At 68.2% G+C, this 12,911-nt stretch carries 15 protein-coding genes and 1 pseudogene; 7 read left to right on the top strand and 9 right to left on the bottom strand.

What is annotated here, in order from left to right; all coding sequences use genetic code 11:
* Positions 1-276, bottom strand: a complete 276-nt coding sequence (locus AC07OA_RS05565; RefSeq protein WP_494662762.1) for a hypothetical protein — start codon at positions 274-276, stop codon at positions 1-3.
* Between the two features lie 240 nt (positions 277-516).
* Between AC07OA_RS05565 and AC07OA_RS05570 the strand changes: the two genes are divergently transcribed.
* Entirely contained in the window at positions 517-876 is a 360-nt protein-coding gene (locus AC07OA_RS05570; RefSeq protein WP_494662763.1) for a glycine zipper 2TM domain-containing protein, read from the top strand.
* A 62-nt stretch (positions 877-938) separates the two neighbouring features.
* Here the strand turns inward: AC07OA_RS05570 and AC07OA_RS05575 are convergent, their stop codons facing one another.
* The 4 genes from AC07OA_RS05575 to AC07OA_RS05590 are packed head-to-tail and all read right to left on the bottom strand — an operon-like array spanning position 939 to position 2,988.
* The gene (locus AC07OA_RS05575) at positions 939-1,451 is read right to left on the bottom strand and encodes a DsbE family thiol:disulfide interchange protein (RefSeq protein WP_494662764.1); all 513 of its coding nucleotides are present in this window, start codon (positions 1,449-1,451) and stop codon (positions 939-941) included.
* Positions 1,448-1,615 carry a heme exporter protein CcmD gene (ccmD, locus tag AC07OA_RS05580; protein ID WP_494662765.1) on the bottom strand — a complete coding sequence of 56 codons (168 nt, stop codon included), beginning with the start codon at positions 1,613-1,615 and terminating at the stop codon, positions 1,448-1,450. Before ccmD ends, AC07OA_RS05575 begins: the two co-directional genes overlap by 4 nt.
* Before the next feature lie 17 nt (positions 1,616-1,632).
* Positions 1,633-2,382 (bottom strand): heme ABC transporter permease CcmC, encoded by a 750-nt coding sequence (ccmC, locus tag AC07OA_RS05585; RefSeq protein ID WP_494662766.1) that lies wholly within the window; start codon positions 2,380-2,382, stop codon positions 1,633-1,635.
* A gap of 48 nt (positions 2,383-2,430) precedes the next feature.
* On the bottom strand, positions 2,431-2,988 hold the full coding sequence (locus tag AC07OA_RS05590; RefSeq protein ID WP_494662767.1) for a Spy/CpxP family protein refolding chaperone: 558 nt from the start codon (positions 2,986-2,988) through the stop codon (positions 2,431-2,433).
* Between the two features lie 154 nt (positions 2,989-3,142).
* Here AC07OA_RS05590 and AC07OA_RS05595 point away from each other — a divergent pair, with 154 nt between their 5' ends.
* Together AC07OA_RS05595 and AC07OA_RS05600 are read left to right on the top strand one after the other, a co-directional pair.
* Positions 3,143-3,493, top strand: coding sequence for a DUF3147 family protein (locus AC07OA_RS05595; RefSeq protein ID WP_494662768.1), 351 nt, complete (start codon positions 3,143-3,145; stop codon positions 3,491-3,493).
* An 80-nt stretch (positions 3,494-3,573) separates the two neighbouring features.
* Positions 3,574-4,473 carry a DMT family transporter gene (locus AC07OA_RS05600; RefSeq protein WP_494662769.1) on the top strand — a complete coding sequence of 300 codons (900 nt, stop codon included), beginning with the start codon at positions 3,574-3,576 and terminating at the stop codon, positions 4,471-4,473.
* A gap of 8 nt (positions 4,474-4,481) precedes the next feature.
* Here the strand turns inward: AC07OA_RS05600 and AC07OA_RS05605 are convergent.
* From AC07OA_RS05605 to ccmA, 3 genes and pseudogenes are all read right to left on the bottom strand, one after another.
* Positions 4,482-4,589: pseudogene (locus AC07OA_RS05605) on the bottom strand (hypothetical protein); the annotation flags it as partial.
* A 30-nt stretch (positions 4,590-4,619) separates the two neighbouring features.
* A complete protein-coding gene (gene ccmB / locus AC07OA_RS05610; protein WP_494662770.1) occupies positions 4,620-5,285 on the bottom strand; it encodes a heme exporter protein CcmB in 666 nt (221 codons plus the stop codon).
* Entirely contained in the window at positions 5,282-5,896 is a 615-nt protein-coding gene (gene ccmA / locus AC07OA_RS05615) for a heme ABC exporter ATP-binding protein CcmA (RefSeq protein WP_494662771.1), read from the bottom strand. The genes ccmB and ccmA overlap by 4 nt, the downstream gene beginning before the upstream one ends.
* Positions 5,897-6,089: 193 nt before the next feature.
* On the opposite strand from ccmA, the gene acnA reads away from it, so the two are divergent.
* The 3 genes from acnA (at position 6,090) to AC07OA_RS05630 (ending at position 10,596) form a co-directional block, all read left to right on the top strand.
* Positions 6,090-8,777, top strand: a complete 2,688-nt coding sequence (acnA, locus tag AC07OA_RS05620; RefSeq protein WP_494662772.1) for an aconitate hydratase AcnA — start codon at positions 6,090-6,092, stop codon at positions 8,775-8,777.
* 172 nt (positions 8,778-8,949) lie between these two features.
* Positions 8,950-9,663, top strand: coding sequence for a DUF1223 domain-containing protein (locus AC07OA_RS05625; protein ID WP_494662773.1), 714 nt, complete (start codon positions 8,950-8,952; stop codon positions 9,661-9,663).
* 594 nt (positions 9,664-10,257) lie between these two features.
* The gene (locus AC07OA_RS05630; RefSeq protein ID WP_494662774.1) at positions 10,258-10,596 is read left to right on the top strand and encodes a DUF2794 domain-containing protein; all 339 of its coding nucleotides are present in this window, start codon (positions 10,258-10,260) and stop codon (positions 10,594-10,596) included.
* A 213-nt stretch (positions 10,597-10,809) separates the two neighbouring features.
* Here the strand turns inward: AC07OA_RS05630 and AC07OA_RS05635 are convergent, their stop codons facing one another.
* The gene (locus tag AC07OA_RS05635) at positions 10,810-11,559 is read right to left on the bottom strand and encodes a Bax inhibitor-1/YccA family protein (RefSeq protein ID WP_494662775.1); all 750 of its coding nucleotides are present in this window, start codon (positions 11,557-11,559) and stop codon (positions 10,810-10,812) included.
* A 161-nt stretch (positions 11,560-11,720) separates the two neighbouring features.
* Between AC07OA_RS05635 and AC07OA_RS05640 the strand changes: the two genes are divergently transcribed.
* Entirely contained in the window at positions 11,721-12,773 is a 1,053-nt protein-coding gene (locus AC07OA_RS05640; protein ID WP_494662776.1) for an aldo/keto reductase, read from the top strand.
* Positions 12,774-12,911 lie beyond the last annotated feature (138 nt).

Consider the following 12,911-nt stretch of genomic DNA (forward strand, 5'->3'; position numbering starts at 1 on the left):
TTAAACCAGGATATTCAGCAGCGAACCCGGACGCAGGACCTTCTGCGGCGGTTCGGCCGGCTGGACGAACGGCTTGGCCGGAGGCTGGCGCTGCGGCTGGGCCTGGGTCTGCAGCTGGACCGCGATGGGCGGGGTGGTGGGCCGCGTCGGCGTGGCGTCGGCCACGGCCGCCTGGAAGAACGCCGCCGCGCGCGAGCCGCCGGCGCCCGCCGAACCCTGCGTCGAGGCAGGGCGCGTAGGAACGGAGGGCAGGCCGGTCGGGCGGATCGTGCTCATGGACGCGACTCTATCATGGTTAATGGAAAGTCGGCGAGCATGGTCAACGCGCGGTTAATGGTCGCGGCTCCGTCTGGGTAAAAACCCGTAGAAACGGGGAAAGCCCGCCGCGAACCTGAACGCCAGATGAAAGTCGGGTTGTCGACGCCGTTCAGGGTGGGCCGTCTAGGGTGTCCTCAAGATCGCAACGGATTCGGGGCCGGAGCGGTCGAACCAAAGCTTTTCCGAAAGGGACACCCGATGCGTACCGCCACCAAGATCACCGTTTCGACCATCGCCGCCGCCACGGCCGCGCTGTCGCTGGTTTCGGCTCCGAGCTTCGCCTCGGCCCATGATGGCCGCTACTATCGCGACAACCACCGCTACGAGACGCGCTACGACAACCGTTACGACCGTCGCTACGACACCCGCTATCGCGGCTACGAGCGCTGCCGCGCCGACCGCAAGAGCGGCAAGGCGACCGGCGCGATCATCGGCGCCCTGGCCGGCGGCCTGCTGGGCAACTCGGTCTCGCGCGGCGACCGCACCCCGGGCACCCTGCTGGGCGCCGGCGTCGGCGCCTATGCCGGCAGCCAGATCGGCAAGGGTTCGCGCTGCTAACCTGACTTGAAGCCTGAAAGGAAAGGCCCGGACCGCGAAAGCCGTCCGGGCCTTTTGCCGTCTCAGCGCAGCTTGCTGGCCAATTCCGCCGCGTCGGCGTCGGTCAGCGGGCCGCTGTGCTTGGCCAGGATCGTGCCGTCGGACCCGACCACGAAGGTCTCGGGCACGCCGGTGACGCCGAACTCGATGCCGGCCCGGCCGCTGCGGTCGACCAGCTTGGCGGCGAACGGATCGCCCAGCTCGGCCAGGAAGGCGCGGGTCTTGGCCGGATCGTCCTTGTAGGCGATCCCGACCACGGTGACCCCCTGGGCCTTCAGCGTCATCAGCTGCGGGGCCTCGACCCGGCAGGGCGCGCACCAGGAGGCGTAGAAATTGATCAGCCGAGGGCCGGCGGGGGCCTCACGCACGGCGGTCATCACGCCGGTGTCCATGTCGGGCAAGGTGACGGCCGGGACCGGCTTACCCACCAGGGCATGAGGCTGGACGTGCGGGTCGTGCTTCAAGGCATAGCCGGCGAACAGCACGCCCAGGCCGACCAGCACGATCAGCGGCGCGAAACCGATCCAGCGCCTCACGGCTTGCGGGCCTCTTTCAGCGCCGCCAGCCGCTCGGCTTCGCGCCGCCAGCGGCGGGCCGAGGCCAGGCTGTCGGCGATCATCCAGACGAAGGCGGCGGCCGACAGGGCGAAGGCCGGCCAGACGAAAACGGCGTATTTGCCCGCGTCGAAATCGAAGTGCACGGCTAGCCCCCCAGTCTCTAGTTTTCAGCCAGCTGCAGGGCCAGGGCCCGAGCCTTACGCCGCCAGACCAGCGCCCGGATCCGCACCAACCACAGGGACCCGAAGGCCGACAGATAGGCCAGGGTCATGATCAGCATCGGCCAGGCATAGACCGCCGGCAGGGCGTCGCCCGGCTTGGCCAGCAGGGTGGAGCTGCCCTGGTGCAGACTGTTCCACCATTCGACCGAGAACTTGATGATCGGCAGGTTGATCAGGCCCACCAGGGCCAGGATGGCGGCGGCGCGGGCCGCCTTCTGCTCGTCCTCAAGGGCCGAACGCAGGGCCAGATAGCCCAGATAGAACAGCAGCAGCACCAGCACCGAGGTCAGGCGGGCGTCCCACACCCACCAGGTGCCCCACATCGGCTTGCCCCACAGCGAACCGGTGGCCAGGGCCAGGACGGTGAACACCGCGCCCAGCGGCGCGCAGGCCACGGCGGCGGCGTCGGCCAGGGCGTGGCGGAAAATCAAAGCCAGGAAGCTCGCTGCGCCCAGGCAGAAATAGACGAACATGCTGATCACGGCGGCCGGCACGTGTATGAACATCATCCGCACCGTGTCGCCCTGCTGATAGTCCTCCGGCGCGGCGAAGGTCAGGACCAGGCCGACCACGGCGAGACCGGCCGCCAGGGCGCCGAACATCGGCGCGGCCCAGCGCGAGAAGGCCATGAACCGCTCGGGGTTGGTCAGGAAGTCCAGCGGATGGTGGTGTGGATCACGGGCGCCCATGACCGAGCCTTAGAAGACCTGGAGGGCGCCCGCAATCGTGGACGCTACCTAGTCGGCCTTCGGGCGCTCGGGACCCTTGCCCGGGAAGCCGTCCGGACCGCCCTTGAAGTGGCGGAACTGGGCATGGCGGAAGCGCGGACCGTGGTCGCCGCCTGCCGGGCCGATGGCGTCGAAGGCCTTCCTCTGGCTGGGCGACAGGGCGGCGTAGAAGGCGCGGGTGGCGTCGATGCGGGCCTTGGCGCGGTTCAGATGCTCGGTCTCGCGGTCCAGGCGCTCGGGCGTGGTCGGGCGCTTGGGCGGACCGTCGGCCGACTTGCGGTCCGGGCCCTTGCCGTCGCGTTCCGGCGGGGCGGTGGCGGCCAGATAGGTTTTCAGGGCGCCGTCCTGGTCGGCGCGCAGTTGCAGCACGTCGCGCAGGTGCTGGGCGCGGGCCTCGGGGTCGAAGCGGTGATGGCGCATCGGCGGACCGCCGGGACCGCCCGGGCCGTCCTGGCCCATCGGCGGCGGGCCGGGAGGCGGGCCGTCCTGGGCGACGGCGACCGCCACGGTGGAGAGAGAGATCGCGGCCGCGGCCAGAAGGGCGAGGCGGCTCGGCTGGAAGCGCATGAGGTTGCTCCGATGGAAAATGTCCCTGGCCCGGACCCTCAATGCTCCGTGTAACGTCGGAATGTCAGAAGTTTCGGCGAATGTTGCAGGACTGACGGACAGGGGCAGGCCTAGGATCACCGCGTCGCAACGAAGGACTCGGGAGACCTCCAAGATGCTCTATCTGCTGGCCAAGGCCGCGATTTCGGGCGTGATCATCGCCCTGGTGTCGGAGATCGCCAAGCGCCAGCCCGGCTTCGGCGCCTTGGTGGCCTCCCTGCCGCTGATCTCGATCCTGGGCATGCTGTGGCTGTGGCGCGACACCCGCGACGTGGAGCGGATGGCGGCCCATGTGGAGGCGACGTTCTGGTACGTGCTGCCGTCCCTGCCGATGTTCCTGATCGTACCGGCCCTGCTGCGGCGAGGCGTGGATTTCTGGGTCGCGCTCGGGATCGGCTGCGCGGTGACCGTCGGCCTCTATCTGGGCATGACGGCGGTGGGACCTCGCTTTGGCCTGAAGCTGTGACTGCTGCCACGAACTGACAATCGCCGCCGCTAGACAGCCCGCCTATCGTTCGTCCCGCGAAAGCGGCTAGAAGCCCGGCCATGAACCGTTCCGCCAAGTCCGTCGCCTTCTTCGCCCTGGCCCTCGCCGGCTTCTGCTGGGGGCTGGGCTTTCCGCTGAGCAAGCTGGTGCTGCGCGAGACCGACGCCGCCCACCTGGTGCTGCTGCGCTTCGCCGTGGCCGCCGTGGTGGCCGCGCCGTTCGCCCTCCGGACGGCCGAGGCGCGGGCGCTGTTCAAGTCACCGGTGATCCTGGCGGCGGGCGCGCTCTATGGCGTGGCCTTCATGGTGCAGTTCGAGGGCCTGGCCCATGTCAGCGTCACCCTGGCGGCCCTGCTGGTGGGGGCCATGCCGGCCCTGATCGCCATCTCGGCCAAGCTCTTGGGCGAAAAGGTCAGCCGCGCCTCGTGGGGCGGGGTGGCGGCCGCGACCCTGGGGGCGGCCCTGATCGCCGGCAAGCCCGACGGCGCCGGCTCGCCCCTGGGCGTGGCCCTGTCGCTGGGGTCGCTGTTCATCTTCCTGGCCTGGCTGATCGTGCTGCGCCGCGCGCCCAAGCTGTCGGACGCCATGGCCATCCCGGCCGCGACGGTGATCATCGCCGCCTTCACGATCCTGCCGCTCGCCTGGATCATGCACGGCCCGCCGAAACTGGCCCTCTCGCCCCTGGCCTGGACCGGCATCCTGGGGGTGGGGGTGTTCGGCACCCTGCTGGCCACGGCCGCCTGGCAGTACGGCTCGGCCCGGGTGGGCAGCGCCAGCGCCGGGGTGTTCATCAATATCGAGCCGCTGATGGGGGCCTGCATCGGCGTCCTGCTGTTCGGCGACCACCTGACCTGGGCCCTGGGCGCGGGGGGTGTGATGATCATCGCCGGCAGCTTCGCGGTGGTGCTGGGCGAGAAGCTCGAGCCCCCGGCGGTAACAGCCAGCGCGGGGCCGATTTAGATATCGGACCCTCTCCCAGAGGGAGAGGGAGGGACCCGTCGCGAAGCGATGGGAGGGTGAGGGGTTAAGACCTCAACCGACGTGCCGGCACTCCGTCGAACTCCGTAACCCCTCACCCCGACCCTCTCCCTCTGGGAGAGGGAGCATCAATCCAACGCATTCCGACACGCCGCCGCCATGGCGATGGGGCTCAGCGCCACCGATGCCGCTGAATAGGCCAGCAGCAGGAACAGCCCGCCCGTCCACGGCAGGCCGCCGGCCAGGGCGTCCAGCGCGCCGGCGCCGAAGATCACCGGCGGCACGTAGAGCGGCAGGACGATCACCGCCACCAAGAGACCGCCGCGCTTGGAGCCCAGGGCCAGGCTCGCCCCGAGGCCACCCAGGAACGAGAAGGCCAGCCCCCCGGCGAGGGCGCAGGGGATCAGCAGCGGGATGATGGCCGGCGAGGCGCCCAAGGCCAGCGCCGCGACCGGAGCGGCCAGGGCTAAAGGCGCGCCAGCGGCCAGCCAGTGGGCCAGGCATTTGGCGACGGCCACCGCTTCGAGCGGCGCGGGGCCGAGGGCCAGCAGGTCCAGCGCCCCGTCCTCGAAGTCGCGCTCGAACAGGCGCTCCAGCGACAGCAGGGCCGCCAGGGCCAGGGCCAGCCAGGCGATGCCGGGCGCCAAACTGGCCAGCCGCTCGGGCGCGCGGCCAGCGGCCAGCGGCAACAGGGTGACCACGCAGGCGTAGAAGGCCAGGGCCAGCAGCGGTCCGCCGCCCTTGCCCCAGGCCAGGGCCAGTTCGCGCTTCAGGAGGACCAGGAACGCCTTCATCCGCCCACCTCGACCACGCGGCAGGGGACGGGCAGGGGGTCGTGCACGGCGGCCAGCACCATGCCGCCAGCGGAAAGGTGCGCGGCCATCAGGGCGCCGAAGCCTTCGCGATGACCGGCGTCCAGCGGAGCCATCGGCTCGTCCAGCAGCCACAGCGACCGGGGGCTGGCCAGCAGACGCGCCAGGGCCACCCGCCGCCGCTGGCCGGCCGACAGGCGGCGGACCTCCAGATCGAGCAGGCGGTCCAGGTCCAACGCCGTCGCGGCCGCCCGCGCCGAGGCCTCGGTCCCGCCGGTCCACAGGGTCTGGAACCGCAGTTCCTCCCAGGCCGAGCGGGTGGATTTCAGCCCGTCGTGATGGCCGACCATGTGCAGGGCCTCGGCTCGGGCCGCCTCGGCCTCCAGCTCGCCGGCCTCGCCGTGAAACGAAATCGCCCCATCGATGGGCCGTAAGAGTCCCGCCACCGCCCGCAGCAGGCTGGTCTTGCCCGCGCCGTTGCGGCCGGTCAGGGCCACGGCGTCTCCCGCCGAGATCTCCAGGTCTAGCCCCGAGAACAGCCGCCGTTCGCCCCGGACAAGACTTAAGTCCTTGATGCGAATAGTTCTCAACATGGGCCGGAAGCCTCTAAGACCCTGCCCTGTGCATGGACGTTGCCATCGTCCAAGGCTAAGAAGCCCTCGGCCGTCACCCTCCGATTTGGATGGGATGTACGCGGCGCGGGGATGGACGCTGTGGGTCCGCCTCGAGCGCGCGATCCCGGGAGTGGTTTTCCGGCGGCCGTGGACAGAGAAGGGATCCTTCCAAATGGCGTCAGTCGACAGCCTCAAAACCCGCCGCGAACTCGTCGTCGGCGGCAAGACCTACGTCTATTACAGCCTTCCCGCCGCCGAGGAAGCCGGTCTTGCCGACACCAGCAAGCTTCCGGTCTCGATGAAGGTGCTGCTGGAGAACCTGCTGCGCTATGAAGACGGCGTTTCGGTCAACGAAGACGACCTGAAGGCCGTGGCCAACTGGCTGAACAACAAGGGCTCGGTCGAGCACGAGATCAGCTTCCGCCCGGCCCGCGTGCTGATGCAGGACTTCACCGGCGTTCCGGCCGTCGTCGACCTGGCCGCCATGCGCGACGCCATGGTCGCCCTGGGTTCGGACCCGGCCAAGATCAACCCGCTGAACCCCGTCGACCTGGTCATCGACCACTCGGTCATGGTCGACAACTTCGGTTCGCCCAAGGCCTATGACGAGAACGTCGCCAAGGAATACGAGCGCAACATCGAGCGCTACCGCTTCCTGCGCTGGGGCTCGTCGGCCTTCAACAACTTCCGCGTCGTGCCCCCGGGCACCGGCATCTGTCACCAGGTGAACCTGGAATATCTGGCCCAGACCGTCTGGACCGCCGCGGCCGAAGACGGCGAAGTGGCCTATCCCGACACCGTCGTCGGCACCGACAGCCACACCACCATGGTCAACGGCCTGTCGGTCCTGGGCTGGGGCGTGGGCGGCATCGAGGCCGAGGCCGCGATGCTGGGCCAGCCGATCCCGATGCTGATCCCCGAGGTCATCGGCTTCAAGCTGACCGGCGCCATGCCGGAAGGCGCGACCGCCACCGACCTGGTGCTGACCGTCACCCAGATGCTGCGCAAGAAGGGCGTGGTCGGCAAGTTCGTCGAATTCTACGGCGACGCCCTGGCGAACCTCACCCTGGAAGACCAGGCCACCATCGCCAACATGGCTCCGGAATACGGCGCCACCTGCGGCTTCTTCCCGATCAGCGCCGCCACCATCGCCTTCCTGAAGGGCACCGGCCGCACGGCCGAGCGCGTCGCCCTGGTGGAAGCCTACGCCAAGGCCCAGGGCCTGTGGTGGGAGCCCGGCGTCGCCGAGCCCACCTTCACCGACACCCTGGAACTGGACCTGTCGTCGGTCCTGCCGTCGCTGGCCGGCCCCAAGCGCCCGCAGGACCGCGTTCTGCTGTCGGACGCCGCCTCGAAATTCGCTGAAAGCCTGGTCGGCGAGTTCGGCAAGGCCGAGTCCCCCGACGCCCGCGTGCCGGTGGAAGGCGAGAACTTCGACGTCGGTCACGGCGACGTGGTCATCGCGGCCATCACCTCGTGCACCAACACCTCCAACCCCTCGGTGCTGATCGCCGCCGGCCTGCTGGCCAAGAACGCGGTCGCCAAGGGCCTGAAGGCCAAGCCGTGGGTGAAGACCTCGCTAGCCCCCGGCTCGCAGGTGGTCACCGACTACCTGGCCAAGGCCGGCCTGACCAAGCACCTGGACGCCCTGGGCTTCAACCTCGTGGGTTATGGCTGCACCACCTGCATCGGCAACTCCGGCCCGCTGCCGGAGAACATCAGCAAGGCCGTCAACGACGCCGACCTGGTGGCCTGCTCGGTGCTGTCGGGCAACCGCAACTTCGAAGGCCGCGTGAACCCGGACGTGCGCGCCAACTACCTGGCCTCGCCGCCGCTGGTGGTGGCCTACGCCCTGGCCGGCTCGATGAAGATCGACTTAGCCACCCAGCCGATCGGCCAGGACAAGAAGGGCAACGACGTCTTCCTGAAGGACATCTGGCCTTCGAACGAGGACATCGCCGCCCTGCAGCGCAAGGCCATCAACGAAAAGATGTTCGCCACCCGCTACGGCGACGTCTTCAAGGGCGACAAGAACTGGCAGGGGATCAAGATCACCGGCGGCCAGACCTACGCCTGGGAAGGCGACTCCACCTACGTCCAGAACCCGCCCTACTTCCCCAACATGTCGATGACCCCGACCCCGGTCACCGACATCGTGGAAGCCCGCGTCCTGGCCGTGTTCGGCGACTCGATCACCACCGACCACATCAGCCCGGCCGGTTCGATCAAGAAGACCAGCCCGGCCGGCCAGTACCTGATCGACCACGGCGTCGACCCGCTGGACTTCAACGGCTACGGCGCCCGCCGCGGCAACCACCAGGTCATGATGCGCGGCACCTTCGCCAACATCCGCATCCGCAACAAGATCACCCCGGAGATCGAAGGCGGCGTGACCAAGCACTTCCCCTCGGGCGAAGTGATGTCGATCTACGACGCGGCCATGAAGTACCAGGCCGAGGGCCGTCCGGCCGTCGTGTTCGGCGGCAAGGAATACGGCACCGGCAGCTCGCGTGACTGGGCCGCCAAGGGCACCAAGCTGCTGGGCGTCCGCGCGGTGATCTGCGAAAGCTTCGAGCGCATCCACCGCTCGAACCTGGTCGGCATGGGCGTGCTGCCCCTGCAGTTCGTCCAGGAAGGCTGGCAGAAGCTGGAACTGACGGGCGAGGAGATCGTCTCGATCCGCGGCCTGCAGGACCTGGCGCCGCGCAAGCAGCTGATCGTCGAGCTTTATCGCCCGACCGATGGCCGCATCGCCCGCTTCCCGGTGCGCTGCCGCATCGACACCCCGACCGAGCTTGAATACTTCAAGAACGGCGGCGTGCTGAACTACGTGCTGCGCAACCTGGCCAAGGCCGACTAAGCGCGGGGCTTTTCAGCGCCGAAAAGATCAAGCCGGACCTCTCGCGGGGCCCGGCTTTTTCTTTGCCCGTCCCGCAGATGTCCCGTCGGGGATTCTTCTTTTGCGCGAGAATGCCGCCTTCACGGCCTCGTGAACGGCCATCGGCCGCGATCTTGGCTTAAGTGCCCCGCACATGCGTCAGGCCTTGCTCTTCTTCGTTGTCGTCGCCCTTTCGGGTTTTTCGAGCGCGTCCGCGTTCGCCGCGAAACCGCCGGTGGTCGTCGAGCTGTTCACCGCTCAAGGTTGTTCCTCGTGCGGCAAGGCCAACCAGGTCGTGGCGGATCTCGCCGACGACAAGGGCGTGCTGGCCCTGACCTATTCGGTTGACTACTGGGACTACCTCGGCTGGAGCGACACCTTCGCCAAGCCGGCCTTCGCCGCCCGCCAGCGCGCCTACGCCACCAAGTTCTCGCTGCGCGACGTGCCGACCCCGCAGGTGGTGGTGGCCGGCCGCCAGCAGGCCTCCGGCGCCAAGGCCGAGGCGGTGCAGACCCTGGTCAAGGACGCGGCCAAGACGCCGCCCCGCGCGCCGGACATGGAATTCATCGGCACGAACCGCGTGGCCGTCGGCTCGGGCCCCGCCCCGCGCGGCGGCGGCGAGGTCTGGCTGGTGCGCTACGACCCGCGCGAGCAGGACATCGCCGTCAAGCGCGGCGACAATCGCGGCCAGACCCTGGTCCACCGCAACGTGGTGCGCGAGCTGGTCCGCCTGGGTCCCTGGAGCGGCCGGCCCAAGCTCTATCGCCTGCCGACCTCGGGCGACGAAGACCTGAAGACCGTGGTCATCGTCCAGGGCGCCAAGGGCGGCCGGGTGATCGGGGTGCTGCAGGAACCCGCCGAGAAATAAACCCCATAAAGAAAGGCCCGCGCGGGGAGGGGGTTTCCGCACGGGCCTCTTAGGGGAGGGGAATGTTCGTCGGCCGGCCGGACCCAAGGGTCGGGAGGGCTGGGGGGCAATCAGGGTCCGATCCCGAAGGTCTGACCGGTCGACCCTGATGTTATGGCGGCCCAAGCCGGCGCTCACAGGGCGCGATCAAGGTCGTTTCGCGACCGTTCGTGTTCGAGATGTGTTCGAGCGCCGCCGCGCCCGCGAGCCAGGCCCCAGACGCGAAAACCCCGCGTGGAGAGGGGCGCCACGCGGGGTCTCTAGCGATATGTCTCAGGCGGTGTCTGTCGGCCGACCGGCCCACGATCAAGGGGGCTGGGGGGGCTGTTCAGGATCCTGAACCGCAGGATGTCCGATCAGCCGACATCGTCAAACTGATGGGGCAACCGGGCGGTCGAAAGTCCGAATTAAGGTCATTCCGTGGCGGCATGAGACAGGTCGGAGATTATCGATCCGGGCTGTAGCGTCACGGCAACGCTTGTCCCGGCGGGGGGGTCGGAAGGCCTTGTTTGCCCCGCTCGCCAGGAGGGCCGATTTGGGTTTAGGATTCGTCCGATGGCCCTGGATTCCAGCCCCCCCATCACCGGCAAGGCCGGTGTCGTGTTCTTCGAGCGTCGCGAGATCGACCAGCTCCTGCGGCTCTATGGCCGGATGGTCGCCGCCGGCGAGTGGCGCGACTACGGCATGGCCGGCCAGAGCGACCACGCCGTCTTCTCGGTGTTCCGCCACGCGGCCGAGGCCCCGCTCTACCGCATCGAGAAACGCCCCGCCCTGGCCCGCAAGCAGGGCGAATGGGCGGTGATCGGCCAGGGCGGCATGACGCTCAAGCGCGGTCATGACCTGGCTCAGGTGCTGCGGATGTTCGACAAGGGGCGGTTCAAGGTGGTGGATTAGGGCGGCGCTGGACGCCCCCTCCGCTTCGCCTCGCGCCACCTCCCCCGCTTCGCAGGGGAGGAGAAGATCGGCGCTGCTCCTCCTCACCCGTGAAACGGGGGAGGTGGCATGGCGCGGATACGCGACATGACGGAGGGGGCGTCCAGCGGCGACGACCAAACAAAAAGCCCCGGCGGTTTCCCGCCGGGGCTCTATCGTTCCGAAGTTCAGGATCTAGCGGCCGCGGCCGAAGATGCTGAGCAGGAATTGGAACAGGTTGATGAAGTTCAGATAGAGGTTCAGCGCGCCGTAGTTGGTGGCCACCGCCATCGACTGCACGTCGCCGCCCATCTGGTAGTAGCTCATCTTCAGATTCTGGGTGTCGTAGGCGATCAGGCCCGCGAAGATGAACACGCCCAGGATGCTGATGATGAACGACAGGCCCGGCAGCTGCAGGAACATCTGCGCCAGCGAGGCCAGCACCAGGCCGATCAGGCCCATGATCAGGAAGCTGCCGAAGCCGGTCAGGTCCTTCTTGGTGGTGTAGCCGAACAGGGAGAGGCCGCCGAAGGCGATCGAGGTGATCAGGAAGGTTGAGAACACCGACTGGATGTTGAAGCGCAGCAGCCACAGGCCCAGGCCCGCGCCGATGGACGCGACCAGGGCCCAGTAGAGGGCGCCGGACGAGCGGGCGGTGGGGTTACGCATGGCGAACATCGCCACCAGCATCATGACGATAGGCGCGAAGCGAAGCGCCAGGCCCAGGCCGGTGAAGCCGATACGGCCTTCGGGAGTGACCACATAAAGCAGGCTGGCGACCGGCTGATAGTAGCTGGTCAGGAAGGCCAGGACGGCCGACAGCAGGAGGCCCAGGGCGACCTTGTTGTAGACGCCGAGCATGAAACTACGCAGGCCGGCGTCAACCGACATGTCGGCGCGATCCGCGGGGATCGAGCGCGCGTAGCCGCGGTTGAAGTCGTTCATCGGGGTAAGACCCTTCGCAAAAGCAGCGCGCCCGTGTTGGACGCTCCCCGAATATCGGGGTCCTGCCAGGATCATGCAAGATGTTGCGCTTTCTGCGGCGGCGGCCAGCCTCTATCTAAAATACTTACGCGTCGCGGCGGGCGCGCATCGAAGGAAACGACATGGATTACGTGGAACTCGGCCGGACCGGCATCCAGGTCTCGCGCTGCTGCCTGGGCACCATGACCTGGGGTTCGCAGAACAGCGAGGCCGAAGCCCATGAACAGATGGACTACGCCCTGGCCCAGGGCGTGACCTTCTGGGACACCGCCGAGATGTATTCCAGCCCGCCCAATCCCGAGACCCAGGGCAATACCGAGCGCTACATCGGCTCGTGGCTGAAGAAGACCGGCAAGCGCGGCGAGATCGTCCTGGCCTCCAAGGTCGCCGGCCGAGGCAGCGCCTTCGGCGGCCTGCCGTGGATGCGCAAGGACGGCTCCATCACCCGCCAGACCCGCGCCCAGATCGACGAGGCGGTCGAGGGCTCGCTGAAGCGTCTTCAGACCGATTACCTGGATCTCTACCAGCTGCACTGGCCCGACCGCCCGGTGCGGGTGTTCGGCGGCCAGACCTTCCAGGACTATGCGCAGGACTTCGAGAGCTTCGGTGACATCCTCGAAGCCCTGGACGCCCATGTGAAGAAGGGCACGATCCGCAGCATCGGCGTCTCCAACGAGTTTCCCTGGGGCGTGATGCGCTTCCTGGCCGAGGCGGAAACCAAGGGCCTGCCGCGCATCGCCTCGATTCAGAACGCCTACCACTTGGCCAACCGCACCTTCGAATATGGTCTGGCCGAGATCGCCATGCGCGAGCAGGTGGGCCTGCTGGCCTATTCGCCCCTGGCCCAGGGCCAGCTGACCGGCAAGTACCTGGACGGCAAGATCCCCGAGGGTTCGCGCAAGGCGCTCTACAACCGCATGGCCCGCTACGAAGGCCCCGGCGCCGAGCCGGCCATCCGCGGATATGTGGATCTGGCCGCCCATTTCGGCGTCGATCCTGCTCAGCTGGCCCTGAAGTTCTGCGACACCCGCCCGTTCGTGACCTCGACCATCATCGGCGCCACCTCGATGGACCAGTTGAAGACCGACATCGGCGCTTTCGACCTGGTCTGGACCGAGGAGATGGAAAAGGCGGTCAACGCCCTGCACGCGCTGCAGCCCAATCCTTGTCCCTGATCTCTCCTCACCCGTGAAACGGGGGAGGTGTCCGCGTAGCGGACGGAGGGGGCGTCCAACCGCCGCACGACGCCCCCTCCGTCACGATGCGTATTCGCATCGCGACACCTCCCCCGCTGCGCGGGTGAGGAGTAAGAG

Source organism: Caulobacter sp. GW821-FHT09B08, assembly GCF_059418225.1.

Excerpts from the sequence above, each read along its gene's own strand:
- AC07OA_RS05565 (WP_494662762.1), bottom strand. The coding sequence starts at position 276 with ATGAGCACGATCCGCCCGACCGGCCTGCCCTCCGTTCCTACGCGCCCT.
- AC07OA_RS05570 (WP_494662763.1), top strand. The coding sequence starts at position 517 with ATGCGTACCGCCACCAAGATCACCGTTTCGACCATCGCCGCCGCCACG.
- ccmC (WP_494662766.1), bottom strand. The coding sequence starts at position 2,382 with ATGGGCGCCCGTGATCCACACCACCATCCGCTGGACTTCCTGACCAAC.
- AC07OA_RS05590 (WP_494662767.1), bottom strand. The coding sequence starts at position 2,988 with ATGCGCTTCCAGCCGAGCCGCCTCGCCCTTCTGGCCGCGGCCGCGATC.
- AC07OA_RS05595 (WP_494662768.1), top strand. The coding sequence starts at position 3,143 with ATGCTCTATCTGCTGGCCAAGGCCGCGATTTCGGGCGTGATCATCGCC.
- AC07OA_RS05600 (WP_494662769.1), top strand. The coding sequence starts at position 3,574 with ATGAACCGTTCCGCCAAGTCCGTCGCCTTCTTCGCCCTGGCCCTCGCC.
- ccmB (WP_494662770.1), bottom strand. The coding sequence starts at position 5,285 with ATGAAGGCGTTCCTGGTCCTCCTGAAGCGCGAACTGGCCCTGGCCTGG.
- ccmA (WP_494662771.1), bottom strand. The coding sequence starts at position 5,896 with ATGTTGAGAACTATTCGCATCAAGGACTTAAGTCTTGTCCGGGGCGAA.
- acnA (WP_494662772.1), top strand. The coding sequence starts at position 6,090 with ATGGCGTCAGTCGACAGCCTCAAAACCCGCCGCGAACTCGTCGTCGGC.
- AC07OA_RS05625 (WP_494662773.1), top strand. The coding sequence starts at position 8,950 with ATGCGTCAGGCCTTGCTCTTCTTCGTTGTCGTCGCCCTTTCGGGTTTT.
- AC07OA_RS05630 (WP_494662774.1), top strand. The coding sequence starts at position 10,258 with ATGGCCCTGGATTCCAGCCCCCCCATCACCGGCAAGGCCGGTGTCGTG.
- AC07OA_RS05635 (WP_494662775.1), bottom strand. The coding sequence starts at position 11,559 with ATGAACGACTTCAACCGCGGCTACGCGCGCTCGATCCCCGCGGATCGC.
- AC07OA_RS05640 (WP_494662776.1), top strand. The coding sequence starts at position 11,721 with ATGGATTACGTGGAACTCGGCCGGACCGGCATCCAGGTCTCGCGCTGC.